The sequence below is a fragment of the Turicimonas sp. TL08 genome (genome assembly GCF_054660695.1).
Genome location: NZ_BAAGDP010000008.1, coordinates 38,206 through 62,965, shown reverse-complemented (window position 1 = coordinate 62,965; position 24,760 = coordinate 38,206). Strand labels below are relative to the sequence as shown.

The following is a 24,760-nucleotide window of genomic DNA, read 5'->3' as shown; positions in this document are numbered from 1 at the left end:
ACTAGATTTCAATCCCAAAGCGTTTTTGAACAACGGAAGCAAACTTATCCTGTGAGTTTAGAATAAATTCGGCTAATTCGCGAACTGCCCCTCTGCCGCCCGGATATTTGGAGACCCAAGTCGCTTTCGATAACGCGATTGGAGCGGCATCACACGGAGCGCATGCTAAACCGACTAACGGGAACAAGCAAAGGTCCGGAATATCGTCGCCCATGTAGGCAACATTTTGCGGTTCAACATTGGCTTGGATGCAAATGTTGGTAAACCCGACCCGTTTGTCTTTCTCGCCCTGCATGACGAGCTTGATGCCGAGCTCTCTTGCTCTTTCTTCGACGATATCGGAAGTGCGGCCGGTACAAATAGCCACCGCAATGCCGGCGTCTTGAAGAAATTTAATTCCCAATCCGTCACGTACAAAGAAAGATTTAAAAAGCTCTCCGTCTCCGCTGATATTGATGCAGCCGTCGCTCAAGACGCCGTCGACATCAAGAATAACTAGCTTTACCTGTTTAGCAATTTCTTGGATTTCCATTAGATCACCTTTGCAGTCATGAGATCGTGAATATGGAGGGCGCCGATAAGCTTGTTGTCTTTATCTACAACCAGAAGTTGGTTGCGCAGGGTTGTTTCAAGGACTTTGGCTGCTTCCATTGCCAAAGCATCTGCGGTTGTTGTAGACGGATGTTTAGTCATCACTGAGGCGATAGAGATTGGACGAATATCGCCGACTTTTTCAATGAGTCTTCTTAAGTCGCCTTCAGTGAAGATTCCGACGACTTCATTGGCATCATTGGTGATGGCAGTCATGCCAATCTTCTTGCGCGTAATTTCTTTTACCGCATCGAGGACGGAGGCACTGTCTTTAACTACCGGAAGATCGTCTCCCGTTCTCATCACATCCTTGACGTGTGTGAGTAATCGGCGTCCCAAAGCTCCGCCCGGATGAGATCTTGCAAAATCTTCCGGTCCGAAGCCTTTAGCGTCTAAGCAGGCAACGGCTAAGGCATCCCCGAGAGCCAAGGTTACGGTAGTGGAGGAGGTAGGTGCTAAATTCAGAGGACAGGCTTCACGTTCAACATGAATATTCAGGTTAACCGTGGCATGATTGGCTAACGGATTTGAATCGGAACCGGTAATGGCGATGATTGGAGTGCCCTCTCGAACAATCGTCGGAACAATCGCCAAAAGTTCCGAACTCGAACCTGAGTACGAAATAGCAATGACAACATCTTCTTTGGTGATCATTCCCAAGTCGCCGTGGGCGGCTTCAGCGGCATGAACAAAAAATGCCGGTGTACCGGTGGAGGCTAGAGTCGCAGCAATCTTGCGGGCAATATGGCCGCTCTTGCCGACCCCGCTGACAACGACGCGCCCCTTACAGGCTAAGAGGATTTGAACAGCTTTAATGAAGTTTTCATTGAGAGTGTCGGATAGATGGCAGATGGCTTGAGCTTCAGCTTGAAGAACTGCTTTGCCGAGTTCGAAGATCCCTTTTGTTGAAGAGGTTCCGTTCATTTTTGTTTCGCAAAAAATAGGTTAAGGATGAATTATAGTCGGGAGGAAAAGAAGTCTCCTTAGGAGCCTCTTAACTTGGTAAAAAAACTTGAAAACTGAAGCTCGCTTTTTGCGCTTGCGCATAAACAAAAAGCCTGTCAAAACTGTGTTCCGGTGCCGTGTCAAAAGACAATCAATGATTGAGAATTTTTGCTAAGAAAGCCTGTGCCCTCTCGCTTCGTGGAGTAGAGAAGAATTCTTCTTTCGGAGCTTCTTCAACAATTTCACCCGCATCCATGAAAACGACTTTATCTGCAACTTTACGTGCAAAACCCATTTCATGGGTGACTACCATCATGGTCATGCCTTCTTTTGCCAGTTCAACCATAACATCCAACACTTCGTTAATCATTTCCGGGTCGAGAGCGGAAGTCGGTTCGTCAAAGAGCATGCAGATCGGATCCATTGCTAGAGCTCGAGCAATGGCGACTCGCTGCTGCTGACCACCGGACAGCTGCATTGGAAATTTATAGGCGTGCTTGGCGAGACCGACCCGATCAAGCAGTTTTAATCCTCTTTCAATGGCTTCATCACGAGTTCTTTTCAGAACCTTCATTTGCGCAAGAGTAAGGTTGTCGCAAATGGTCAAATGGGGAAAGAGTTCGAAATGTTGGAAAACCATGCCGACGTGAGATCGAAGTTTAGGCAGATCAACACTAGGAGCACCGACATCGACTCCATTTACGAAAATGCTGCCGCTTTGGAACGGCTCAAGGGCGTTGACGGTCTTAATCAGAGTGGATTTTCCGGAGCCGGAAGGCCCGCAGATAACGACAACTTCGCCTTTTTCGACCGATGTGGAGCAATTGCGGAGAACCTGAAAGTCTCCGTACCACTTGCTGACATTTTTTATCTCGATCATAGGCATAGTCGCATTTCCCATCTAATTTAAATCTAGGTCTAAAGTATACATTTTGACTATCAATGAAGGCTAAAATCCAAAAGCTAAATTTTGGAGGACTTATGGCAGACAATTCAAATAAAAAAGACAATCAAGTTCCGTCACTTCCTGATTGCGATGTAACTTTCAGAGTGATGCCGATGCCGCCTGATACCAATCAGTATGGCGACGTTTTCGGCGGCTGGATTATGAGCCAGGTTGACTTGGCCGGAGCTTCCGTTGCAGCCCGCAGAGCACGCTGCAGATGCACGACCGTTGCGGTAACCAACTTCGTTTTCAAAGAGCCGGTATGGGTCGGTGACGTTGTCTCTTTCTACGGAAGAATCCTGAAAGTAGGCCGAACCTCCGTCACCGTTGACGTAGAAGTTTTTGCAGAAAGACTTCACAAAGACAATCATAAGATTGTGAAAGTGACCGAAGCTCAGCTGGTCTACGTAGCTATCGGACCGGACGGCAGACCGCAGCCGGTTGACAGGCCTGACGAGGAAAATACTGCGGTTCCGAACAGAGATGTTCTTCCTCATGTTCGTCAGCAGGTGCCTGACAAGAATTAATGAGCAAAAAATAGTTCAACAAATAGGCCGTAATCTCGATTGAGAAAACGGCCTAATTTCTTCCTGCTTCTACGGCTTAATCAAAATTTGGTTTTCTTTTTTCCATAAATGCGTTGAAGGCTTCTTTCATTTCTGCGCCGTCAACCAATTGGTCAAAAGTTTCCTGTTCAAGCTCTTTTTGTTCCTTTGTTCCCGATAAGTACGCTGCTTTCAAAAGACGTTTTGTAGCATTCAGTGCTTTAGGAGGAAGATTGCCTAAGCGGGTTGCTGCCAAGAAAGTCTGAGGAAGAACTTTGTCGTCTTCGAGGACATGATTGATGATGCCCATTGCAATCGCCTCGGAAGGACTGATAGGTTCAGACAGAAGAATCTTCTGTGCTGCAAGTTTGTATCCCGCACTCTTCACTGAGAGAAGGCTGATGCCGTATAGCGGTGTTTTACCGAGAGCAATATTCGGCAGGGCAAATAAGGCGTGTTCGCCGCAGAACACTAAATCGCAGTGATAAAGAAGCGCGACGCCTTCAGCGACGGCAGGACCTGTCACAGCCGCTAGTATCGGTTTCTCGACATAGTCCAATGCATCGATCACTTCCTGGAAGGCTTTTAGGATTTCTTGGGGTTTGTTGAGCATCTCATCAATGTCTAGACCGGCGCAGAACACATTCGTTTCACCTGAAATGACAATCGATCGAACGGCATTGTCTTCGTTGCATTCCAAGAGCTGTTTTTTTAATTCATTGCACATCTCGATATCGAGAGTGTTTCTTTTGGCCGGGCGCTGGATAGAGAGTCGAGCGGTCTTGTCTTCAATTGTAGTAACAACAGGCATTTTTTAACTCCACAATATTCTTTTTATTCTGAAGGTGTTTTAAAGGATGTAGTCTGAAAACTCACCATTATGGTCTTTAACAGCCGGCAATTGCGAGAAGAAAATATACGCGAAACTTCATTTTTGGTTGGGTTATCAGCAATTCAAAAAATATTTCTTGGTGGTAATCTCGAATAATGATGAAAAGAATTATTCGATATATCCCAGCGATCTTGTTGCTGCTTGCTCTTTCTTTTGTGCCTGCACACGCAGAAAAAGAGCCGGGAGCAGTTGTCTCCATTGGTTTGCTGGACTCTTTTAATCCGGAAGTGGAGCGGGAACTGATCCTGCCGACAGTGGAATATCTTAAGCAAAAATTCCCTCAGATTCGCTGGAGTTTAGTTCACCTTAATACATTGAAACCCGTGGCTTCCGTTGAACAGTCAAAAGCAGATTTTGTTTTTTCTTCGGCAGGAACCTTTCAAGAGCTTCATCAAGTTTTAGGCTACAACCACGTGGTTACCTCAAAAAGCGTGTTCTCAGATAATCCTTCCGAATCCGTCGGCAGCGTTTTTGTTGCACGGAAATTTCGCGACGATTTAAAAGACATTTCATCTCTGAAAGGAAAGGTAGCTGTTGCTTCTCAGCCTAATTCATTCGACGGATGGCTGATCGGTACTCACGAGATTGTCAAAGAGGGATTCGATCCGGATAATTTTTTCTCGAAAGTTATTTTTTCTCATTTCCAGTTTCCGGATTCTTTGGCAATTCTTGCGGCAGGAAAAGCCGATGTCGGGGTCTTTTCCGCATGCTTGCTAGAAAAGCTGGAGAAGGAAGGTTTGGTAAGTACGGAAGATTTCAAAATCATTTCACCCAAAAGCAAGGAGTCTCTGAAGTGTTCTCACTCAACGGAACTGTACCCCGGAATCGTTTTGTCTACGGAAGAAAATACAGATCCGAAACTTGTTTGGGAAGTGACTTCGGCACTTCTTTCCATGCCGAGCATTAATAACAGCGAATGGACCATCAGCCAGAAGTTCTCTAAGGTTAACCAGCTTTATCAGGATCTCAAGATTGGGCCTTATTCTTATCTCAAGGAGCAGTCGCTCCCAGCACTTTGGCAGCGCTTTAAGAATGTGATTTTGATTGTTGCGGGCATCGTTCTCATCTTAATTATCAATGAGATTTACTTGCGTTCTGCCGTAGCTTGGAGAACTCGTCAGCTCAAAGCAGCCCTCAAAGAAAAAATCAGAGCTGAAAGAGATGCAAGGGAAAAAGGGAAACAATTGGCTCAAATGGAAAAATTCGGCGTAATTTCTCAAATGTCAGGAATGTTGGCTCATGAGCTCCAGCAGCCGTTGTTGGCAATCGGTAATTTCACAAGTGGCCTGAAGATGTACATGAATAAACAGGAAAGGCTGGATAAGGTAAGCTCGGAGGCTATACAACACATCGAGAAAAACACAAAACGAATAGCCGATATTGTCGGCCGAGTTCGATCCTACGCTAAAAATAAAAGAGGGCAGTTTGAACTAGTAGATTTAGCTGAAATCGCTAAGAGAGCGTTGACTAGCGCGAAGGGTTCGGCATTTGCTGATATTCCGATCCGGCTGAAGGTTCCTGTCAAGGCTGAAGTGTACGGCCAGCCTCTTGAGCTGGAGCTGATTATGGTCAATTTGTTGAAAAACGCTTGCTCTGAGGTGAAAAAAGTCAAAGATCCGCAGATTGTTTTGTCTATCGAAGATGAAGGGAAGTGCTGGAGGGTGAGCGTTAGAGACAACGGACCGAAACTTTCTCCAAAAGAATTTCTTAGACTTAGGCAGATGGGCGACAGCGTTAAAGATGACGGGCTGGGGATTGGATTATCGTTGGTTCGAGGCCTATGCGATTCTCATGGTGCCTCTTTGAGTTTCAGTCAAATAGAACCGCAGGGAATTTGCGCTGCGTTTGTAATAGAAAAAAGGAGTGATGATGGAGCCGATCGTAAGAATAATAGATGATGACGAAGAGGCACGAGAATCCACTGCCTTTCTTCTGACAATGGCCGGATGGTGTACGCAGACTTATGAGAGCGCCCAGAGTTTTTTAGACAACGATGATGTTTCGGTACCGGGCTGTATTTTGCTGGATATACGGATGCCGGGAATGACCGGAATGGAACTCCAGTTAAAGCTGAGCGAAGAACACGTAGAGCTTCCGGTTATCTTTTTGTCCGGCCACGGAGATATGTCGATGGCGATTCATGCCTTCCGCAGAGGAGCTGCAGATTTCTTGGAGAAGAATGTCACTTCCGAGGAACTGCAGGCAGCCGTGAAGAAGGCCGTAACTGCATCAATGAAGAACTTTACGTCTAATTGCGAGAAGAAAAAACTTCTTGAACTTTATGAAAGCCTCACTCCGCGGGAAAAGCAAGTCTGTGTCGGGGTGGCTCAAGGAAAACTCAACAAGGTAATTGCTTACGAATTGGATATTGCGGAAAGAACCGTGAAGATGCACAGAAGCCATTTGTTGGAAAAATTAGAGGTTAAAAGCCCGGTGGAGCTGGCATTCTTGTTGAAGAGCATAGGAGTGTTGGATGCTGAATAGGCGAAGATTTACTCATTTGGCTTTGGTTTTGCCGACTATTCTGTCCTCTCCCGCAGTACTAGCCAAAAGACTAAAGAAAACCAATAGCGTTATCGTGATCGGGGGAGGCGCTGCCGGGCTTGCAGCTGCGATCTCGGCAAAAGAACATGGCGCTGCAAGAGTAACAGTTCTCGAAAAGGCCTGTTTTCTGGGAGGTCATACGGCTTTTGCCGGCGGTTCCGTAAACTTTGTTGATCCGGGAAGACAGAAGAAAATGGGTATCAATGACTCAGAGGAGTTATGGCAAAAGCAAATCATTGAAACCGGAGGCGGGATTAATGATGCTGAACTGGTTAGAACATTAGTCTCTTCTGCAACTGAAACCGGAAAATGGTTGGAAGACATGGGAGTGAAGTGGCTTCCGATGGTGTATGAAGCCTGGTCGGGAAAGTTTCCCCGCGCTCATCAAATTGCCGGGAAAAGATGCGGGATGGAATACATTCGCTGTCTCGCAAAAAGAGCAAAGCAGTTGGGTGTGCAAATCAGCTTGAATGCCGAAGTAATCTCTCTTGATTGCCAAAAGAAAGGCGGCTGCAAGGTGACCTACAAGAAAAATGGTCGGCCACTTCCTTTGATGTCCGATGCGGTAGTTCTGGCTACCGGCGGTTTCTCTGCAAATCAAAATATGAGAATGCTTTATGACCGGCGTCTTGACGAGACCGTCGGAACCACGCTTAGTGCTTTTAATTTCACCTATGACGGATCCACGGGCGAGGGCATCCAAATGGCTCAGGCTCTCGGAGCAGCAGTTCGGGACATGGAGTATATGCAGTTGATTCCGTTGAACGGAGGGCGCCTGCTGGACTATTCGGGCGGCGAAATTTTTGTTGATTCTTCGGGTAAAAGATTTATTGATGAAGCAAGTGAGGTTAGATATATTGCCGATGCGTTCTTAAAGCTTCCGGATAAGACGATGTGGGTCATTACCGACTCGACAACCCGAAAAAATTCATCTTTTGAACAAAAACTGATGACTGGGGTCGTGCAGGAAGCTGATTCCGTCCGAGAAATGGCCAAAGCCATGAATGTGCCTGCCTCCGTGCTGCAGGCTACTTTGGACGAGTATAACGAGAGCATTCTCAAAGCCAATGCGGGAGAAGAGAAGAATATTGTTAAACAGCCTCTGTTGACTCCGCCTTTCTACTTCGGAAAGGAAAGATTTGATTTGCATTTTTGCTGCGGCGGATTGGCTATTAACAGCAAAGGACAAGTTCTTCGGACCGACGGCCAGCCGGTGCCCAGACTGTATGCGGCAGGGGAGTGCACGGGCGGCATTCACGGGAAAGACAGGCTCGGAGGAGACTCATTAATCAGCTGTTTTGTTTTTGGAAGAATTTCCGGAGCGTCGGCTGCAAATACCAAAATCTAGTATGCACCTTGGTGCATATGCACTAACGGACATTTCGAGAAAAAGACCCGGTCTTTAAGCTTCTACTTAACAAAGAAACCCAAATTAACCCAATAGGAGCTTAAAGATGAAGAAAACATTGGTTGCATTATTCGTAACAGGGTACGTCGGAATCGCATTTGCCGATCAAGTCGTTGATACTGATATCGTTGTCGTCGGTGCCGGCGGTGCAGGTTTTTCTGCAGCCGTTGCAGCAGCTGAAGCAGGTGCAAAGAACATCGTTTTGTTGGAAAAGAATCCGGTTGTCGGCGGCCATACCGTCATTTCCGGCGGTTCCGTTAATGCTGTTGACACCAAGCGTCAAAAGGCCATGGGCATCGAAGACAGCGCCGATAAGATGGCTGCCCAGACATTGAAAGCCGGTGACTATCGTGCTGACCCGGCCTTGGTTAAGACTTTAGCCGATAACTCCGAAGCAGCAATCAACTGGATGGAAGGTCTTGGTGTTCAATGGAATCCTCGCGTATTCGAAGCTTGGGGCGGCTTGTTTGCCAGATCTCACAACTCCGGAGATAAGAATGCCGGACATGACTACATCCGCGTTTTGAACAAAGCCGCTAAAGCTCACGGTGTACAGATTAAAACCAACACAAAGGCTGTTGAGCTTCTTCGCAAAGACGACCAATCTCCGGTTACAGGCGTAGTCGCTCAGGCTAAGAACGGCGAAAAAATTACATACAACGCTAAGGCAGTGGTTCTCGCAACCGGTGGCTTTACAGCTAACGTCCCGATGCGTATGCGCTATGACCGTCGTCTCGACGCCAGCTTCAAGACAACAGCTAATCCGACAGGTAAAGGATTTGACGGTTCTACGGGTGACGGTATCAACATGGCAACTAAAGTTGGAGCCGACACAGACGGTATGAACTACATCCAGCTTATTCCATTTGTCGGCGGCCGCGTTATTGACTATGTGGGAGGGGACATCTTCGTTGATCCTCAAGGCAAACGCTTTGTAAACGAAGGCGGCCGCCGAGACGCAATTGCGGACGCAGTTCTTGCTCTCCCGGGACGCACTATGTGGGTTATTACCGACGACCAGTCTCTCAAAGGCGCCTCTTTGGAAACCAAACTGAAGAAAGGCATCGTATTTAAGGCTGACACCGTCGAAGAAATGGCCAAGAAGATGAATGTCGATCCGAAGGTTCTCCAACAGACACTCGATCGTTACAACGAATTCGCTGCTAAGAAAGAAGATCCGGATTTCGGTAAGACAACATTTACTCAGTTGATTAACAAACCTCCATACTATTTCGGAACTGAAACTCAGGACGTTCACTTCAGCTGCGGTGGTTTGAGAATTACTCCTCAGGCACAAGTTGTTGACGTTAACGGCAAGGTTATCCCGGGTCTTTATGCAGCAGGCGAAACTACCGGTGGCATCCACGGTACAAACCGTGCAGGCGGAAATGCCCTTATCGATAACTTTGTATTCGGAAGAATCGCCGGCCAACAGGCAGCGGCAACTGCAGCGAAGTAAGGTGGTCCTATGAAGTTCAGACTATTAATCCTATGCCTGTCATCCTTTCTGGTCTTGGCTCTGAACGCCAATGCAGCCGGAATAGCTGACAGCCACATGAAGAAGAGTATTCCCTGCACGTCTTGCCATAAGACAATGAAGGGTGGTGACGATGTCGAAAGGACTGATTGTTTGAAATGCCACAATGAGGAACAGCTCAAGGTTGCAGGTGAAAAAATCAAGCCTAAATTCGACAACCTTAATCCTCATAAGCCGCATTTCGAAGATTTGGCTTGTACAGAGTGTCACAAAGGTCATGCCGAGCAAGTTAACTTCTGTGCATCCTGCCACGGCAACCGTTAATCTCTAAATAGTTCTCCTTGGTTACGAGACACCTTCGGGTGTCTCGTTTTCGTCGTATAAGTTCTAATCGGAAGCCTCTTCAGGCAATTCCAGTGAGAAAAGATTAATGTGCGGATCAGCCTCATCTTCAGTTTGACTGTATCCTCGCTTTTGCATCATCTTGGACATGCCCCCGTTATCTTTGAGAACGTAGCCCACCAGTTCAGTCAAACCTCTTGAAAGAGCTTCTTCTTCCAAAGCAGCCATCAAAAACTTAGACAGTCCTTTTCTTTGGTAATTGTCTGCGATCGAAATGCCGAATTCTGCAGATTTACCGTTGGGAAGCAGCGAGAAGGTAGCTTCACCTACAACGGCAGGCCGTGTCTTGGAAGGCTCAGTCAGAATAATTGTGTAGGAGCGGTCAGGATCATTGGTCAAAGCTCTGGCAGCAATTTCTTCCGGCGTTGTACTTAGTCCATGGAAGCGCAGGCGCATGGAGCTCTCTGAAAGATTCGTGATGTAGTTTGTAAAACCTTCAATATCCGCCGGCTGAGCTTGTCTGAGCAACAATTCTCCGAAGTCTCCGGAAATTTTCTTCGCCGGCTTGGAAAGCACCGTCGGAAATACTAAATGTTCCGCTTTAGCAGAAGGTCTCAGCGGTTTGTCCCAAATAGCGGCATGGGCATCTAAAACAATGGCGGAGTCCGGGCCTACAAGAAGAGGATCAATTTCAATGGACTTCAGAGCCGGGATGGAAACAGCAGCCTGAGAAAGACGCAGAAGGGCAGTGCAGAGTAATTCTTTACTGACTTCAGGGAAGCCTTTGTAGGCTGAAAGCAGTTTACTGATTGAAGGGGCTTCTAAGAGTTGAAGGGCATCTGATTTTGAGATAGGAGCGAAGTTGAATTCTTCTTTGAATCCTAAATCGCCGTACAAGCCGCCTACCCCGATGTAAACAACGGGACCGAACTGTTTGGTGTTTCTCATTCCAACTTTCAGTTCTCTGGCGTAGGCATCGCTGAGGGTTCTCTGGATGGTAACGGCGAAATCTTCTTCGGGAATGTGGTTTTCCTCAGCTTTGGTTTGAAGTGCCTTATAGGCGTTTCTTAGTTCTTTTTCGTTGCGGATTCCGAGGATTACTCCGCCGATGTCGCTCTTAGAAAGGATTCCGTCACTGCGGATCTTTAAGGCAACAGGAAAGCCGAGTGCTTTCGAGGCTTCAATAGTTTCACCTAGAGAGCCGGCATACAAAGAAGCTGTTGTTTCAAAGCCGATACTGGCTAGGAGACGCTTAGTTTCTTCGTCATAGAGAATATTTCTATCTTCTTTTTTAGCTTGCTGGATAATCTTTCTGGCACCGGCAAAGTTTCTATCCGACAGAGACTGTGGGGGCACGGATAATGCGCTCTGATTTTTTCTAAAGTTAAAGAATTTTTCTGTCAACGAAACCGATAGGCAAGCATTCTTTATTCCTTCCAAAGCAAGAATGCCGTTGTTGAGTAAATACTTGATTGCCGGCTCAATTTCGTGAGATCCAAGCCATGCTGTGATAACCGGCTTTGATGCTTGTTTAATGATGGGCGCAATGGCTTTTGCAATATCTACCGGAGAAATTAAAGGATTAGAAACAAAAGCCAAGAGAACGCCCGAGCAGTTTTCTTGCTTTAAAGAAAAATCCAAAATCTGAGAAATGGTTTTCGGTGAGGCATCTACACCGACATTAATTGGGTTTGCAAACGGAAAAAGTACTTTAAATTTCGTGCTGAGAACTTCCGCAGCTTCAGGAGAAATTACTGCCGGCACGATCCCGTAGGCGCCCATGGTATCTGCAACCAACGTGTCCAGTCCTTTGCTGTTGACGATGCAGTATAGGGCTCCGTCAAAGAATGCTTTCCTTAAAGAGAATGCCTGGATTGCGTAAGACAAGTCATAGATGGAGTCCAAGAGGAGGGCGCCCGAACGTTTTAGGGCTTTTTCGATTACATCGTGATGATCTTGCGGTCGACCGTTGTTGTTAATGACGATGTCGCCCGAGAGTGCTGATTTCCCGCCTTTAAGCAGAATGACCGGTTTCTTCTTCGCTGCCAGACGAATGGCCGAGAGCATTCTTCTCGGATCTTTAAAGTTTTCAACGTAAAGAACAATGCACTGTGTCTGATTATCTTGAGCTAATAAGTCAATGTAGTCTGCTGTCGTTAATGAATATTCCAGTCCCGGATCGATAACGTAAGAGAAGCCTCCTTTACAGCTGGAGGCAATATTAATGATCGTGTGCACGAGTCCTGGAGACTGACTGATAAGGCCGATATTGCCGGCCATCGGCATATGAGGAAGGAAGGAGACGTTTAGTGCGGCAGGAGGGTATAAGTAACCGAGGGACTGAGGACCGACGATGTACATTCCGGCCTTTTTGCACTCGTCAAGTTTGTTATAAAAATCTTCCGTGAGTTCTGTTTTCGGGAAGCCTCCGCAAAGAAGTACGGCTTTGACTTTATTCTCTAACGCAGCGGTAAGGATTTTGACGTAATGCTCCGGAGGACAAACAATGACGACTAAGTCCAGGCTCTGCTTAACGGCACTCAGCGTGGGATAGCATTTATAAGTTCCCAGAGTTTTGTATTTCGGGTTGATTGCAAATAGGTCGGCAGCTCCGTGCCCTGCAGTCAGATGCTCCCACATCGTTGTCCCAAGGCTTCCGGCTTTCTCACTGGCTCCCACAACAGCGATGCTTTTAGGATTGAATAGAACGTTCAAATAATGCCTAAAGTCCATTTTGTTTGCCTTTCAAACTTCCACCTTGGGAAGTTTAAACGAGCAGAGGAGAAGATTTGAACAATATGATGCTAACAGCCAAGATAGAGGAACATCTTTCAAATATCTGGTTTGAAATGAGTAAGATTCCAAAAGCAATATCAGAATAAGTGGTAAAAATGAAAAAAGACGAAGAGAAGTATTGGAAAAAGCCCGACGGCTCCTTAGTGTCTTGTACTGAAAAAGTAAAAGTTTTGAATGAGAATTATGACGAGATCAAGCATCTTCTCCAGGATGCTATCGATGATGCAGTCTTAATGGGTTGTTCCGAAGAAAATGTTAAAAAGATTTATCTGGACCTGCTTAACTCCACAAAAGCAGCTTATCCGGAGATCAAATAGGTGAAGATTATGACGAAATACCTCAACTCTTTGAAAACCGTAGCATTGGCTTTTATATTTGGGCTGCTTGCAGCGTGTGCGCATCCTGATTCAGTGGGCTTAGGAACTTCCTATGATTCCGTAATGGATAAGCTCGGAGCTCCGGATTCAAGAATAGTTCTTCCTGATGGGTCTCTTCGGGTGGTTTACTCCCTGCAGCCAATGGGCCAGCAGTCCTATGTCATGATTTTTAATAAAGAAGGGCATTTAATTTTCAAAGAGAATCTTCTTCAGCAGAAGTATTTCAATGAAATCAAACCCAAGGTAATGAACGAGCAGGATATCTACAACATGTTCGGACATCCTTGCGAAAAGTGGACTTACGCACTATCGGGCGAACATACCTATATGTACCGCTTTCAAGATGGCGGCATGGACTGGGCTTTATGGGTTGACTTTGACAATAAGACAAATGAAGTTCTCAGATATGTCATCAGCATTGATCCTTGGACGCAAAGAGACGGGGATGACGATAAAAATATCTAAGTTTGGGTATTTTTGCGCCTCTTCTTTTTACTAAGCAATTAAATGTCTGTTCCTCAACGGCACAAATTCGGCTTTAAAGCGTGGCTGCCAACTATTGGGTTAGCTTTTGCCGCTTTTGTATTCAATACTTCGGAATTCCTCCCGGTTGGTCTTCTTCCTAATATCGCAGAAAGCCTGCATGAGACGACATCTCAAACCGGCTTAATTATTACTGTCTATGCGTGGGTAGTAGCTTTGATGTCGCTTCCTTTGACGGTGATGACGGCAAAGTTGGAAAGACGAAAGCTGTTATTGGCGCTGCTTGTTCTTTTTGCGGCAAGTCACTTCATTGTTTTGTGGGCTGATACTTTTGTGAAATTGATGGGCGCGCGAATTTGCGTTGCGTTCACACATTCCATTTTCTGGTCCATCATGACGCCGCTAGCGGCGAGAACAGCGCCGTTCGGCAAACAATCTTTGGGATTGGCGGCGGTTATGGGCGGCAGTATCGTTGCTACAGTTCTTGGTGTGCCTATCGGTACGAGATTAGGACAAGAAGTTGGCTGGCAAGGCGCTTTCTTTATTGTCGGTATCGCTGCTCTTATCGTTTTAGTACTTATCTATTTCGTGCTTCCGATTTGTCAGAGTGATAGGGCCGGATCTCTGAAGAGCCTGCCTGTTCTCTTTAGACGTCCTCCGATTGTTCAGCTGTATCTTCTGACCGTTACCGTCGTTTTAGGACAGTTTACGGCTTATTCCTTTATTGCCCCGATTCTGATGAATATCGGGGGCGTCAGTGAATCAACCACCGTTGTTGCGTTGTTTGTTTATGGTATTTCCGGAATTTTAGGAACGGTAATCGGCTCCAAGTTTGTCGATAAACATACCTCAGCGGCTCTTGTCATTCCTCTTTTCATCGTGACATGCTCTTTAGCCTCCATTACGATGCTTGCTCCTCACTGGAACGCTTTCTTGGTCATGGCAGTTTTCTGGGGTGCAAGTACCACTGCGGTCATCCTGGCATTTCAAACGATTCTGCTGCGTTATGCGAAGGATGCCGCAGACGTTGCCACAGCACTTTTCAGCGGAATCTTTAATATTGGTATCGGCGGAGGCGCCTTCTTGGGAAGTCATCTTTCCGTTGCATTCGGTTTTTCTTCGCTTGGATATGCCGGAGCGGGATTGGTTGGTATTTGTTTGCTCGGTTGTCTTATTTTGTGGATCACAAAGGGAAACGCGATACTCGGTGGACAAGAAAAGGTGTAGCTATCACATGCTTCAGCTAAAACAAAAACGCGGCCGAGGCCGCGTTTTGTGCAGAAGCTAATCAGATACTAGTCATGCTTGTGTTCGTTGCGAAGACGAATGTGAAGTTCTCTGAGCTGCTTCTCATCAACCGGAGAAGGAGCCTGTGTGAGCAAGCACTGTGCACGCTGTGTCTTCGGGAAGGCGATGACGTCGCGGATGGAGTCTGCACCGGTCATCATGGTAACGATACGGTCGAGACCGAAAGCGATACCGCCGTGCGGAGGAGCACCGAACTGGAGAGCGTCAAGCAGGAAGCCGAACTTCTGTCTGGCTTCTTCCGGACCAATCTTCAATGCATTAAAGACTTTGCTCTGGACGTCTGCTTTGTGGATACGGATAGAACCGCCGCCAATTTCCCAGCCGTTAAGAACCATATCGTATGCTTTGGCTAAGCAATGTTCAGGATCGGTAACCAATTCGTCTTCATGGCCGTCTTTCGGGCTTGTGAACGGATGGTGGCAAGCAACCCAACGATCTTCTTCTTCATCGAATTCGAACATCGGGAAGTCGATGACCCAAAGAGGTTTCCAGCCTTCTTCGAACAAACCGTGAGATTTACCGAAGTCGCTGTGACCGATCTTGAGGCGCAGTGCACCGAGAGAGTCAAAAACGATCTTCTTACGGTCAGCACCGAAGAAAATAACGTCGCCGTCTTCAGCACCGGTTCTGTTGAGAATCTCAGTAAGAACTTCATCGCTCAAGTTCTTAACGATCGGGCTCTGGAGACCGTCTCTGCCCTTGGCTTTTTCGTTGACCTTAATGTAGGCCAAGCCTTTGGCTCCGTAAATCTTGACAAAGTCTGTGTAGGAGTCGATTTCGCTGCGCGGCATCTGAGCACCTTGCGGAACTCTCAAAGCCATGACGCGGCCGTCAGACAATTCTGTAGCGGACTTGAATACCTTGAAGTCGACATTTGTCATCAAGTCTGTGAGCTCTGTGAGCTGAAGCTTGACTCTCAAGTCAGGTTTGTCGGAACCGTACTTGTTCATGGCGTCTGCATAAACCATGATTGGGAACGGATCAACTAAGTCAACATTAATGGTTTCTTTGAATACGTGACGAACCAAATTTTCCATAATGTCGCGGATTTCCTGCTCGTTAAGGAAGCTGGTTTCGATATCAACCTGTGTGAATTCAGGCTGTCTGTCGGCACGTAAGTCTTCGTCGCGGAAGCATTTGACGATTTGATAGTATCTGTCAAAGCCTGCGCACATCAGCATCTGCTTGAAGAGCTGAGGAGACTGCGGCAAAGCATAGAAGTGGCCGTCGTGAACACGAGACGGGACCAAGTAGTCGCGGGCACCTTCCGGGGTGCTCTTTGTCAGCATCGGAGTTTCGATGTCGATGAATCCGAGTTCGTCCAAATGACGGCGGAAAGCCATGGCTGCTTTGTAGCGCAGCTTCATGTTGCGCTGCATCGGAAGACGTCTCAAGTCCAAAACACGGTATGTTAAACGAGTTGTTTCGGAGAGGTTTTCGTCGTCTAAAAGGAACGGAGGTGTGGCTGAAGGATTCAAAATCTTCATTTCTTGAGCAAGCACTTCAACGCCGCCGGAAATCAGATTGTCATTACGAGTGCCTTCAGGACGCGGTCTGACAAGACCTTTCACTTCAATAACATATTCATTACGGACTTTGTCAGCCGTTTCAAACACGTCGGGACGGTCCGGATCACAAACCACCTGAACAAGACCTTCTCTGTCGCGAAGGTCGATAAAGATAACACCGCCGTGGTCGCGGCGACGATGGGCCCAACCGTACAGGGTTACGGTTTTACCGATGAACTTGTCATCAATAAGGCCTGCATATTCTGTGCGCATGAAGTACTCCGCAAAAATTAGACCCCTACTAAGGAGTCTTTATAGTGTCAATCCGATATATTCTAAATTAACTGATAGTTAAGTTCCAAATTCGGCTCAGGTTATTTTGCGAGAGCACTTCTTTGGACTAACTACTTGCTTTCAGAGGATTTGTTTTCGTTTGCGTGTGAAGCGGGAAGAGCGGCTGAAGAGCCTCCCTTGAAATCAGTCGCATACCAACCTTTGCCCTTCAGTTCGAATCCGGGAGCAGAGAGCTGCTTGACCAATGTTTCTTTCCCGCAATGCGGACAATGAGTCAGCGGAGCGTCAGACATTTTTTGCAGTGCGTCTTTTGTATATCCGCAGTTAGAACACTTGTAAGCGTAAATTGGCATTTCAAAAAAAATGATTAAGTCTCAAAGGTGAAACATTATAGTTTTTTGAAAGTACTCCTATTGAAAACCTCAGAATGTTTTGAGCAAAAAGAAAAGCCGCATCGTCTGCGGCTCTTCTTCGAAATGAGTGTCAATTAATCAAAGATTAATCGTCTTCATCCTTACGCTGGAAGTTAGCAGCCAATTCCATCTGTTTCTGGACAGGAACCGGAGCGTATCCGGAAAGTCCCATGGAGTAGCTGCCTGCGCCTTGAGTGATGGCATTCAGACGTGCTGCATAGCCGTCGAGCTCAGCCAAAGGAACAACGCCGGAAATAATCATCATGCCGCCTGCCATATTGGCTGTGCCTGTAACCTGACCGCGTCTGCTTGCCAAGTCACCGGTGATGTCGCCGATGGCGCTGTCGGGAGCAACGATTTCAATATCGACGATTGGTTCAAGAAGAGTCGGTTTAGCTTTTGCAATGGCATCAAGCATAGCTTTGCGGCCTGCAGAAACGAAAGCAACTTCCTTGGAGTCAACCGGGTGGCTCTTACCGTCATAGACGACAACGCGGACATCGTGAACCGGGTAGCCGGCGACATAGCCGGAAGTTAAAGCTTCACGAACACCCTTTTCAACGGCTGGAATGAAGTTATAAGGAATAGCGCCGCCTTTGACTTCATCAACGAACTCAAAGCCTGTTCCTCTTTCTTTCGGTTCGATGCGCAGATAAACTTCACCGAACTGACCTGCACCGCCGGTTTGTTTCTTATGACGAGCGTGGCCTTCCGCACCTTGTGCAATAGTTTCACGGTATGGAATGCGAGGTGTGCGTGTGTTGACTTCGAGTTTGAACTGAGCGGCCATTCTTTCGAGAACGCTCTTCAAGTGCTGTGCGCTAATGCCGCGAAGAACGGTTTCATTCAAAGTAGTATCGTGCTCGAGTTCCAATGTTGGGTCTTCGGAAAGCATCTTGTTGAGAATGTCAGACAATCTGCCTTCGTCGCCGCGGCGTGCCGGGGCAATGGCCAAGCCATACATCGGTTTCGGGAAGTTTAGCGGTTTCATGCGGATGTTGTCATGATCATGGGAGGCATGAATGACGCTGTCGAAAACCAATTCATCGATCTTGGAAATAACGCCGATGTCGCCCGGAACCAGTTCACGGACTTCTGTAGTTTCCTTACCCTGAAGAATCATCGGGTGAGAAACTTTGATAGCTTTCTTGTTGTCGCCTACGAAGAGCAAATCATCACGGCGCATTGTGCCCTGATGAATTCTGAATACGCCGACTTTGCCGATGTACGGGTCGTTAACGACTTTGAATACATGGGCAACCAACGGAAGTTCCGGATCAGGAATTAATTTGATGTCGTTGCCTTCACCATCTGTAAACAACGGATCGTTACTTTCAGCAGGGTTCGGGAGATGGCGAACCATAACGTTAATCAGATCGTCAACACCGGCGCCTGTCTTGCCGGAAACGAAGCAGATTGGAATGATGTGGCCTTCACGAAGTGCTTGAGTCAATGGACCGTGAAGAGTAGAAGGATCTGCATTGCCTTCTTCCAAATATTTTTCCATGGCTTCATCATCTACTTCAACAACCTGTTCGATGAATTGACGGTGTACTTCTCCAACGCTGAGGAAATCCGCTTCGCCGTGATCTTTAGCAAAGCAGTCGATAACGCGTGCTCCGTTGTTTGCCGGGAGGTTAATCGGCATAACTTCATTACCGAAGGCTTCCTTCAATTCTTCGATGAGTTTCGGAAGATCGACGTGTTCTGCATCAATTTTGTTGACGATAAGGATTCTGTTGAGATTGCGTTCTTTTGCCCAGTCCATCATTCTGCGTGTCATGAGCTGGATGCCGGCTGTGGCGTCAACAACAATGGCTGCCGTTTTGACAGCATCGAGAGAGCCGAGAGCCTGCCCGACGAAATCAGGGTATCCCGGGGTATCAATCATATGAACGCGGACTTCCGTCCCATCTTCTTTATCGGCTTCGAAGTGTGTGCAGGCTGCTCTCAAGGAGTGCTGAACGGCTTTTTCAAGTGGGTCAGAATCGCATACTGTCGTTCCTCTTTCGACAGAGCCGCATGTAATGATCATTCCGCTCTTGGCAAGAATGCCTTCTGCCAACGTGGTTTTGCCTGAGCCGCCATGACCAAGTAATGCAACTGTTCGAAGATTTTCGGTTGAGAAGATGGGCATAATTACTCCCTAATATTTATGAAAATGCTAAAAATTATCTTTGGATTGTGTACCATGACTCAACGTTTGTCGAGAGGTATTTTTAAAATTTTTTAAATCTCTCTCAATAGGAGTCGAGTGCAATGCAAAAAAAGACCTACTGCGGAGATTGTTCTCCCGAAGAATTCCAGAAATTCGAACCATCTTTCAGACAGCTTATTAGCCTTGCTAATAAAGAAATTCTGCCGAGATTTTTATGCGGCATCGCGGTGTTAGAGAAGAGCGACCACACACCGGTTACTGCCGCAGACCGCGGAGCAGAGAAGGTGATGAGAGAGTGGCTCGAACAGGAGTATCCGCATCATGGAATTTACGGGGAAGAATTCGGAATTAAAGAACCGGTTGGTGATTATCCTCATTACCGCTGGATTCTGGACCCTATTGACGGAACTAAGAACTTCATCACAAATGCTTTTCAGTTCGGAACTTTGATTGCACTGGAAAAAGACAACGGAGATGGTTTTAAACCTTTGATCGGCGTTATTTCTCATCCGCAAGTCGGAGCTTGGCTTATCGGAGACGGGAAAAAAACGGTTCTGCATTTGTCCGATAATCAAGAAATTCCCTGCGAAGTGAGAAACACCACGGACCTTAGCCAGGCCACATTGCTCACTAGTTCTCACTGGACCACTCCCGAGCAGCACGGAACCAAAGTGATTCAAGACCTTATTGACCAAGTAAAACTTTATCGGACCTGGGGCGATTGCTTCGGTTATTTCGCCGTAGCTACCGGCGGTGCCGATATCATGCTGGACAATGAATTGAATTATTGGGATGTAGCAGCGGTTGTCCCTGTTATCGAAGGAGCTAAGGGTGTAATTTGCAGTACAAGCGGAGGAAATCCTCTTAAAGAGCTCTCTGCCGTGGCATCTAATCCGGGTTTGATTGACAAGGTCTTAGACGTTCTAAACAATAAGAACGGCTAGCCAGTTGGAGTTGACGTCAAAATTGCTCTCTGCTTCTTTTCTCAACCTGGGATAAGAAGCATTTTTTCTTTGATTTTCAATAGTAAAAATGCGTTGCATAGGAAACAACTATTTTCAATGTGAAAAACTTGGTTTCTTACTGATTCGGATTTAGTTGAGAAAATCATTTCAGGAATTAGATTAGAAGAAACCTATGATGCCCAGGATTTATCTACTTTCAGCCGCATGCTTAGCCGCTTTGTTGACAGGATGTGTGACTACTCCTGATTTCGAAATGAGCCCTGAGCAAAAATCTGTCATTCCTTCCCAATGGAATGCTCCTGCATTAAATCCGCATCTTTCTCAAGATACGGCCGATTGGTGGAGTTCTTGGGAAGAAGCAGAGCTTTCGGATTTGATTTCCCGTGCGATGTCGGCCAATACCTCCGTCAAAGAGGCTCAAGCTAATCTGAGATATGCCATGGCTGGCTTGACGGTAAGCGGATCAAATTTAGTTCCTAAAGTTAACGGGACCGGATCGGGCGGACGCAGTCACTTCAAACGTACAGGCGCTAACAGCTTTTCAATCGGAGTAAACGGAAGCTGGACTATCGATGCAGGCGGAAACTACGCAGATTATTTGGCGAGTAAAGCCGATCTAATGTCTGCGGATGCTTCTTTAGGAGATGTTCAAACAGCAATTGCCGCTCAAGTTGCCGCAGCCTATGTCAATCTTCGTCTAGCCCAAAGGCAAGTCTCCGTGGCCGAGCAGAACCTAAAAACTCAGAAAGAGGCTTTGGATATTGCCGATTGGAGATACCGCTCAGGTCTAGTAGATTCTACGGACGTTGATCAGGCTCGTACCTCTTTAGAGCAGACTCGCGCCAGTATTCCTTCTCATAAAGCCAATGTCGTAAGAAACCGAAATCTTTTGGCAAAACTGACTAGTCAAAAACCGGAAAGCATCGGAATTCTTCCCGTAAAGCAGATTCCGGTGCCGCCTAATAATCTCAGTCTAAGTATTCCGGCGGATACTTTGAGACATCGCCCGGATGTTAGAGCTGCGGAGGCAGATGTTATGGCCGCAATGGCTCGCCATACATCGGCAAGGTCCGCTTTATTCCCAAGCTTAACCATTAACGGAAGTTTGGGTTTGGCAGGCGTGACGGTTGGAATGTTGGGAGACCCCGGGACTCATAATTCTTCGATCTTGGGTTCTATCAATTTACCGATTTTTAATGCCGGCGCACTCCGGGCACAAGTTGAGCAGCGAGATGCTCAGGTCCAAGCGGCTAACGCTAGGTATGAAGCAGCTTTGCTCACGGGTATTCAGGAAATAGAAGATGCATTAAATGACATCTGGGCGGTCCAGCAGCGGATCAAGTCTCTGCAGGTAGCGGTGGAATCCGCTAAACGTGCAGCAACGAATGCAAGACAGAATTACCAGGCCGGGCTGCAGGATTTTACGGTTGTTCTTACTACACAAAGGACACTGTTGACTGTCGAGGAGCAATTGGCTCAGACGGAGGCTAACCTCTCCTTGTCTTTTATCGACCTGTATAACGCACTCGGCGGCGGATGGAAAAGTTCTTTGAACCAGAAGGAAGAAAACGATGTCAGAAAATAAAAATGATAAGACAGATATAACATCTCTTCTCGGAGATTCAGTTAAAAAACCGGTCTTTAAAAGACTGTCTACTTGGCTTATTTTGGCTGTCCTTGCGGGAGGAGCCTACGGGGGCTGGACATGGTACCAAGATTCCAAATCCTCGAAAGTCTCTTACGTAACTGCGAAAGCAGAAAAAGGGAATCTTTCGGTTGAGGTTTCGGCCAACGGGACTATTCAGCCGGTAAGAACCGTCAGTATCGGCAGTGAACTGTCAGGTATTGTTAGAAATGTAGCCGTAGACGTTAATGATCAGGTTAAGGCAGGCGATGTTTTGATTGAACTGGATGACACTAAGCTCAAAGCGTCCGTAGAACGCGCCAAAGCAAACCTGGAGTTGTCAAAAGCCGCTTTAGCCGAGGCTAAAGCGACTCTGAAAGAGGCACAGGCAAAACTTGCCCGTTTAAATGAGGTCAGAAGACTTTCCGGCGGAAAGAGCCCGAGTAAGACCGAAATTGACAGCCAGGTTGCGATAGTGGCGAGAGCTGAAGCCTCCGTTCAGAGTGCTGAGGCAAAAATTATTGACAGTGAAGAGGCCTTAAAGTCAGCACAGTCGGATCTCTCCAAAACACAGATTAAATCTCCTATCGACGGAATAGTTCTCACAAGAAAGGTTGAGAACGGTTATGCCGTTGCGGCTAGTTTGCAGGCAGTAGAACTTCTGACAATCGCAACCGACATGAAAGACTTGGAACTGCAAGTAAACGTCGATGAAGCAGACGTGGGAGTTGTTAAACCGGGGCAGAGGGCCTATTTCACGGTCAGTGCCTATCCGGACAAAAAGTTCCCGGCAGATATTACCAAGGTTGCCTTCGGATCAACTAAGACGGATAACGTTGTCACCTACGTGACCTATCTGTCCGTCAAAAATCCGGATTTGATGCTGAGACCGGGTATGACTGCAACTGCAAATATTCAAACGGTTGCTATTAAAGACGGACTGCTGGTGCCGAATACCGCCCTTAGGTTTAAACCGGTCACAAAGACAGAAAACAAAGCCCCGACAATGAGCATGTTCGGGCCTCCTATGCACAACAGAAAACAGAAAACGGCCGGAACGGTTTCCAGTTCCTCCGTCACCAGCAAGCCGGCTACAGTCTATGTGATTAAAAATGGAGAACCTACTGAACTTCCTCTTACCATCGGCGTGAGTGACGGAAAGGTCACGCAAGTTTTAGAGGGAGATTTGAAACCCGGGCAGGAAATAATTATTGATCAACGCAGAGGTGCATGATGCCTCGAAACGAAACGCCTTTAGTCGAGCTTAGAGGTATAGGGAAACGCTACGGTTCGGGAGAAACCGCGTTCAATGCCCTCCAAGACGTAAATTTAAAAATATACGACGGTGAGTTCGTAGCTATCATGGGACCGAGCGGTTCGGGAAAATCAACTTGCATGAACCTCATTGGGGCTTTAGATACTCCGACTTGCGGTCAGTATCTATTCAACGGTTATCACGTAGAGCATTTCTCGCGTGACCAGCGTGCCCTTTTAAGAAGAAAATACTTGGGCTTTGTGTTCCAAGGATTCAATTTGCTCGCCCGCACAAGTGCCGTGGAAAATGTAGAACTTCCTCTTCTCTACCGCGGAGAACCGGCAAAAGTGCGTCATGAGCGAGCTATGGAAGCTCTCGAAAAAGTAGGATTGACGCCGTGGAAAGATCACACGCCCGCTGAATTATCCGGAGGTCAGCAGCAGCGTGTTGCAATCGCACGAGCCATTGTGACAAGGCCAAAACTACTTTTGGCCGACGAACCGACGGGAAGCTTGGATTCTCATCGAAGTGTAGAAATTATGGAACTTCTTCAGCAACTCAATGAAGAAGAGAAAATTACCGTTGCGTTGGTTACTCACGAGCCTGACATGGCCGAGTACGCTAAACGAAAAGTTCACTTTCGTGACGGACGCTTGGCTTCCGATTCTGCGGAGGAGTTCACATGATTGGCAACGCTTTATTACTAGCTTTGAGACAAATTTTCCGCAATCCTCTTCGCTCAATGCTGACGGTGTTGGGTATTGTGATTGGCGTGGCGGCCGTTATTACGATGGTCACGGTCGGTAATGGAGCAACTCAGCAGGTTCGCGATCAAATCGCATCTCTCGGCTCGGACACTTTGATGATCCGTCCGGGACAAAGAATGGGCCCGGGCCAATCCATCGGAGCTCCGTCTTTTAAAGAAGCAGATGCAGAAGCTATTTCACAGCAAATTGCCGGTATTCGTGCGGTCGCTCCTTCCAGAAGTAATTCAACCGTTGTCGTTGCCAATGGGAAAAACTGGCTGACCACCGTCGTAGGGTCTACCAATTCGTACTTTGATGTGAACAATCTGACTTTGAAAGAGGGCAGATTTTTTGAACCCGCTGAGGTGCGAGCCGGAAGCGCTGTGTGCGTAATTGGTCAGACATTGCAAAAAGAACTCTTTGACAACCAATCCGTTCTTGGAAAGCTTGTTCGCATTAAAGGGTTCTCTTGCCAGGTAGTCGGGCTGTTGGATGCTAAAGGACAAAGCGGATTCGGACAGGATAAAGACGATATTGTCATCATTCCCTTAAATACTTTCCAAAGACGTTTGAGCGGAAATATCCGTGTCCCGTTGATAACAGTGGCAATTGAGCCTCAGAGCGACATCGAACGCGTGAAAGAGGGCGTAAGACTGCTTCTAAGAGAAAGACGTTCTTTGTCCGCGGGCGATGCAGACAACTTTAACGTGTTAGACACCTCTGAGCTCATTGAAACCATTTCCAAGACTAGTCAGGTAATGACGATGCTGCTTGGTGCCGTGGCTGCCGTCAGTCTTTTGGTAGGCGGCATCGGGATTATGAATATTATGCTCGTCAGCGTAACGGAGCGTACTCGCGAGATAGGTGTGCGATTAGCTATCGGCGCCATGGAAAGAGAAGTGCTTCTGCAATTCTTGATTGAATCCATTATGTTGGCTTGCTTAGGCGGACTAATAGGGGTTGTGCTTGCGTTGGTCGCTTCGATCGCATTGACTTCCTATATGCAAGTACCCTTCGTATTCAGTCCGGCGATTAATTTACTGGCATTTGGTTTTGCCGCATTCATTGGGGTTCTTTTCGGTTATTTTCCAGCCAGAAGGGCAGCAAAGCTTGACCCGATTGAAGCGGTAAGACACGAATAAG

22 protein-coding genes are annotated in these 24,760 nt (G+C 47.0%); 14 read left to right on the top strand and 8 right to left on the bottom strand.

Features of this window, described 5'->3' with window-relative positions:
- Position 1 precedes the first annotated feature (1 nt).
- From ACYQ4O_RS05650 to ACYQ4O_RS05640, 3 genes are all read right to left on the bottom strand, one after another.
- Positions 2 to 532 (bottom strand): KdsC family phosphatase, encoded by a 531-nt coding sequence (locus ACYQ4O_RS05650; RefSeq protein ID WP_308514834.1) that lies wholly within the window; start codon positions 530 to 532, stop codon positions 2 to 4.
- Positions 532 to 1,515 carry a KpsF/GutQ family sugar-phosphate isomerase gene (locus ACYQ4O_RS05645; protein WP_308514832.1) on the bottom strand — a complete coding sequence of 328 codons (984 nt, stop codon included), beginning with the start codon at positions 1,513 to 1,515 and terminating at the stop codon, positions 532 to 534. Before ACYQ4O_RS05645 ends, ACYQ4O_RS05650 begins: the two co-directional genes overlap by 1 nt.
- Before the next feature lie 172 nt (positions 1,516 to 1,687).
- A complete protein-coding gene (locus ACYQ4O_RS05640; RefSeq protein WP_460175008.1) occupies positions 1,688 to 2,416 on the bottom strand; it encodes an amino acid ABC transporter ATP-binding protein in 729 nt (242 codons plus the stop codon).
- A gap of 101 nt (positions 2,417 to 2,517) precedes the next feature.
- Here ACYQ4O_RS05640 and ACYQ4O_RS05635 point away from each other — a divergent pair, with 101 nt between their 5' ends.
- On the top strand, positions 2,518 to 3,009 hold the full coding sequence (locus ACYQ4O_RS05635) for an acyl-CoA thioesterase (protein WP_308514829.1): 492 nt from the start codon (positions 2,518 to 2,520) through the stop codon (positions 3,007 to 3,009).
- A gap of 76 nt (positions 3,010 to 3,085) precedes the next feature.
- Here the strand turns inward: ACYQ4O_RS05635 and ACYQ4O_RS05630 are convergent, their stop codons facing one another.
- On the bottom strand, positions 3,086 to 3,838 hold the full coding sequence (locus ACYQ4O_RS05630) for an enoyl-CoA hydratase-related protein (protein ID WP_308514827.1): 753 nt from the start codon (positions 3,836 to 3,838) through the stop codon (positions 3,086 to 3,088).
- 176 nt (positions 3,839 to 4,014) lie between these two features.
- Here ACYQ4O_RS05630 and ACYQ4O_RS05625 point away from each other — a divergent pair, with 176 nt between their 5' ends.
- The 5 genes from ACYQ4O_RS05625 (at position 4,015) to ACYQ4O_RS05605 (ending at position 9,672) form a co-directional block, all read left to right on the top strand.
- A complete protein-coding gene (locus tag ACYQ4O_RS05625; RefSeq protein ID WP_460175007.1) occupies positions 4,015 to 5,817 on the top strand; it encodes a sensor histidine kinase in 1,803 nt (600 codons plus the stop codon).
- The gene (locus ACYQ4O_RS05620; protein WP_308514823.1) at positions 5,789 to 6,403 is read left to right on the top strand and encodes a response regulator transcription factor; all 615 of its coding nucleotides are present in this window, start codon (positions 5,789 to 5,791) and stop codon (positions 6,401 to 6,403) included. The genes ACYQ4O_RS05625 and ACYQ4O_RS05620 overlap by 29 nt, the downstream gene beginning before the upstream one ends.
- Complete coding sequence (locus tag ACYQ4O_RS05615; RefSeq protein WP_460175006.1) at positions 6,393 to 7,811, top strand: FAD-dependent oxidoreductase; 1,419 nt, start codon at positions 6,393 to 6,395, stop codon at positions 7,809 to 7,811. The genes ACYQ4O_RS05620 and ACYQ4O_RS05615 overlap by 11 nt, the downstream gene beginning before the upstream one ends.
- Positions 7,812 to 7,917: 106 nt before the next feature.
- Positions 7,918 to 9,330, top strand: coding sequence for an FAD-dependent oxidoreductase (locus tag ACYQ4O_RS05610; protein WP_066594165.1), 1,413 nt, complete (start codon positions 7,918 to 7,920; stop codon positions 9,328 to 9,330).
- A 9-nt stretch (positions 9,331 to 9,339) separates the two neighbouring features.
- Positions 9,340 to 9,672 (top strand): cytochrome c3 family protein, encoded by a 333-nt coding sequence (locus tag ACYQ4O_RS05605; protein WP_084081526.1) that lies wholly within the window; start codon positions 9,340 to 9,342, stop codon positions 9,670 to 9,672.
- A gap of 63 nt (positions 9,673 to 9,735) precedes the next feature.
- Here ACYQ4O_RS05605 and ACYQ4O_RS05600 read toward each other — a convergent pair whose 3' ends face one another.
- Positions 9,736 to 12,423 (bottom strand): bifunctional acetate--CoA ligase family protein/GNAT family N-acetyltransferase, encoded by a 2,688-nt coding sequence (locus ACYQ4O_RS05600; protein WP_460175005.1) that lies wholly within the window; start codon positions 12,421 to 12,423, stop codon positions 9,736 to 9,738.
- Positions 12,424 to 12,581: 158 nt separating this feature from the next.
- Here ACYQ4O_RS05600 and ACYQ4O_RS05595 point away from each other — a divergent pair, with 158 nt between their 5' ends.
- The 3 genes from ACYQ4O_RS05595 to ACYQ4O_RS05585 are packed head-to-tail and all read left to right on the top strand — an operon-like array spanning position 12,582 to position 14,573.
- Complete coding sequence (locus ACYQ4O_RS05595; protein ID WP_308514815.1) at positions 12,582 to 12,803, top strand: hypothetical protein; 222 nt, start codon at positions 12,582 to 12,584, stop codon at positions 12,801 to 12,803.
- A 9-nt stretch (positions 12,804 to 12,812) separates the two neighbouring features.
- On the top strand, positions 12,813 to 13,328 hold the full coding sequence (locus tag ACYQ4O_RS05590; RefSeq protein WP_308514813.1) for a regulator of G-protein signaling domain-containing protein: 516 nt from the start codon (positions 12,813 to 12,815) through the stop codon (positions 13,326 to 13,328).
- Positions 13,329 to 13,370: 42 nt separating this feature from the next.
- Positions 13,371 to 14,573 carry a sugar transporter gene (locus ACYQ4O_RS05585; RefSeq protein ID WP_308514811.1) on the top strand — a complete coding sequence of 401 codons (1,203 nt, stop codon included), beginning with the start codon at positions 13,371 to 13,373 and terminating at the stop codon, positions 14,571 to 14,573.
- Positions 14,574 to 14,641: 68 nt separating this feature from the next.
- On the opposite strand, the gene aspS is transcribed toward ACYQ4O_RS05585, so the two are convergent.
- The 3 genes from aspS to fusA all read right to left on the bottom strand — a co-directional run bounded on the left by aspS (position 14,642) and on the right by fusA (position 19,006).
- Complete coding sequence (gene aspS / locus ACYQ4O_RS05580; protein ID WP_066594155.1) at positions 14,642 to 16,435, bottom strand: aspartate--tRNA ligase; 1,794 nt, start codon at positions 16,433 to 16,435, stop codon at positions 14,642 to 14,644.
- A 131-nt stretch (positions 16,436 to 16,566) separates the two neighbouring features.
- Positions 16,567 to 16,809 carry an FmdB family zinc ribbon protein gene (locus tag ACYQ4O_RS05575; RefSeq protein ID WP_282163485.1) on the bottom strand — a complete coding sequence of 81 codons (243 nt, stop codon included), beginning with the start codon at positions 16,807 to 16,809 and terminating at the stop codon, positions 16,567 to 16,569.
- Positions 16,810 to 16,954: 145 nt separating this feature from the next.
- A complete protein-coding gene (fusA, locus tag ACYQ4O_RS05570) occupies positions 16,955 to 19,006 on the bottom strand; it encodes an elongation factor G (protein ID WP_460175004.1) in 2,052 nt (683 codons plus the stop codon).
- Between the two features lie 122 nt (positions 19,007 to 19,128).
- Between fusA and ACYQ4O_RS05565 the strand changes: the two genes are divergently transcribed.
- From ACYQ4O_RS05565 to ACYQ4O_RS05545, 5 genes are all read left to right on the top strand, one after another.
- Positions 19,129 to 19,971 (top strand): inositol monophosphatase family protein, encoded by an 843-nt coding sequence (locus tag ACYQ4O_RS05565; protein WP_460175003.1) that lies wholly within the window; start codon positions 19,129 to 19,131, stop codon positions 19,969 to 19,971.
- 193 nt (positions 19,972 to 20,164) lie between these two features.
- On the top strand, positions 20,165 to 21,577 hold the full coding sequence (locus tag ACYQ4O_RS05560; protein WP_460175002.1) for an efflux transporter outer membrane subunit: 1,413 nt from the start codon (positions 20,165 to 20,167) through the stop codon (positions 21,575 to 21,577).
- A complete protein-coding gene (locus tag ACYQ4O_RS05555; RefSeq protein WP_308514038.1) occupies positions 21,564 to 22,850 on the top strand; it encodes an efflux RND transporter periplasmic adaptor subunit in 1,287 nt (428 codons plus the stop codon). The genes ACYQ4O_RS05560 and ACYQ4O_RS05555 overlap by 14 nt, the downstream gene beginning before the upstream one ends.
- Entirely contained in the window at positions 22,850 to 23,557 is a 708-nt protein-coding gene (locus ACYQ4O_RS05550; RefSeq protein ID WP_308514041.1) for an ABC transporter ATP-binding protein, read from the top strand. The genes ACYQ4O_RS05555 and ACYQ4O_RS05550 overlap by 1 nt, the downstream gene beginning before the upstream one ends.
- A complete protein-coding gene (locus tag ACYQ4O_RS05545; RefSeq protein ID WP_460175001.1) occupies positions 23,554 to 24,759 on the top strand; it encodes an ABC transporter permease in 1,206 nt (401 codons plus the stop codon). The genes ACYQ4O_RS05550 and ACYQ4O_RS05545 overlap by 4 nt, the downstream gene beginning before the upstream one ends.
- Position 24,760: the final 1 nt, after the last annotated feature.

Coding starts and splice junctions, on each gene's coding strand:
- ACYQ4O_RS05585 (WP_308514811.1), top strand. CDS start 13,371: ATGTCTGTTCCTCAACGGCACAAATTCGGCTTTAAAGCGTGGCTGCCA.
- aspS (WP_066594155.1), bottom strand. CDS start 16,435: ATGCGCACAGAATATGCAGGCCTTATTGATGACAAGTTCATCGGTAAA.
- ACYQ4O_RS05635 (WP_308514829.1), top strand. CDS start 2,518: ATGGCAGACAATTCAAATAAAAAAGACAATCAAGTTCCGTCACTTCCT.
- ACYQ4O_RS05625 (WP_460175007.1), top strand. CDS start 4,015: ATGATGAAAAGAATTATTCGATATATCCCAGCGATCTTGTTGCTGCTT.
- ACYQ4O_RS05590 (WP_308514813.1), top strand. CDS start 12,813: ATGACGAAATACCTCAACTCTTTGAAAACCGTAGCATTGGCTTTTATA.
- ACYQ4O_RS05550 (WP_308514041.1), top strand. CDS start 22,850: ATGCCTCGAAACGAAACGCCTTTAGTCGAGCTTAGAGGTATAGGGAAA.
- ACYQ4O_RS05605 (WP_084081526.1), top strand. CDS start 9,340: ATGAAGTTCAGACTATTAATCCTATGCCTGTCATCCTTTCTGGTCTTG.
- ACYQ4O_RS05610 (WP_066594165.1), top strand. CDS start 7,918: ATGAAGAAAACATTGGTTGCATTATTCGTAACAGGGTACGTCGGAATC.
- ACYQ4O_RS05640 (WP_460175008.1), bottom strand. CDS start 2,416: ATGATCGAGATAAAAAATGTCAGCAAGTGGTACGGAGACTTTCAGGTT.
- fusA (WP_460175004.1), bottom strand. CDS start 19,006: ATGCCCATCTTCTCAACCGAAAATCTTCGAACAGTTGCATTACTTGGT.
- ACYQ4O_RS05650 (WP_308514834.1), bottom strand. CDS start 532: ATGGAAATCCAAGAAATTGCTAAACAGGTAAAGCTAGTTATTCTTGAT.
- ACYQ4O_RS05565 (WP_460175003.1), top strand. CDS start 19,129: ATGCAAAAAAAGACCTACTGCGGAGATTGTTCTCCCGAAGAATTCCAG.
- ACYQ4O_RS05575 (WP_282163485.1), bottom strand. CDS start 16,809: ATGCCAATTTACGCTTACAAGTGTTCTAACTGCGGATATACAAAAGAC.
- ACYQ4O_RS05545 (WP_460175001.1), top strand. CDS start 23,554: ATGATTGGCAACGCTTTATTACTAGCTTTGAGACAAATTTTCCGCAAT.
- ACYQ4O_RS05560 (WP_460175002.1), top strand. CDS start 20,165: ATGATGCCCAGGATTTATCTACTTTCAGCCGCATGCTTAGCCGCTTTG.
- ACYQ4O_RS05595 (WP_308514815.1), top strand. CDS start 12,582: ATGAAAAAAGACGAAGAGAAGTATTGGAAAAAGCCCGACGGCTCCTTA.
- ACYQ4O_RS05645 (WP_308514832.1), bottom strand. CDS start 1,515: ATGAACGGAACCTCTTCAACAAAAGGGATCTTCGAACTCGGCAAAGCA.
- ACYQ4O_RS05630 (WP_308514827.1), bottom strand. CDS start 3,838: ATGCCTGTTGTTACTACAATTGAAGACAAGACCGCTCGACTCTCTATC.
- ACYQ4O_RS05600 (WP_460175005.1), bottom strand. CDS start 12,423: ATGGACTTTAGGCATTATTTGAACGTTCTATTCAATCCTAAAAGCATC.
- ACYQ4O_RS05615 (WP_460175006.1), top strand. CDS start 6,393: ATGCTGAATAGGCGAAGATTTACTCATTTGGCTTTGGTTTTGCCGACT.
- ACYQ4O_RS05555 (WP_308514038.1), top strand. CDS start 21,564: ATGTCAGAAAATAAAAATGATAAGACAGATATAACATCTCTTCTCGGA.
- ACYQ4O_RS05620 (WP_308514823.1), top strand. CDS start 5,789: ATGGAGCCGATCGTAAGAATAATAGATGATGACGAAGAGGCACGAGAA.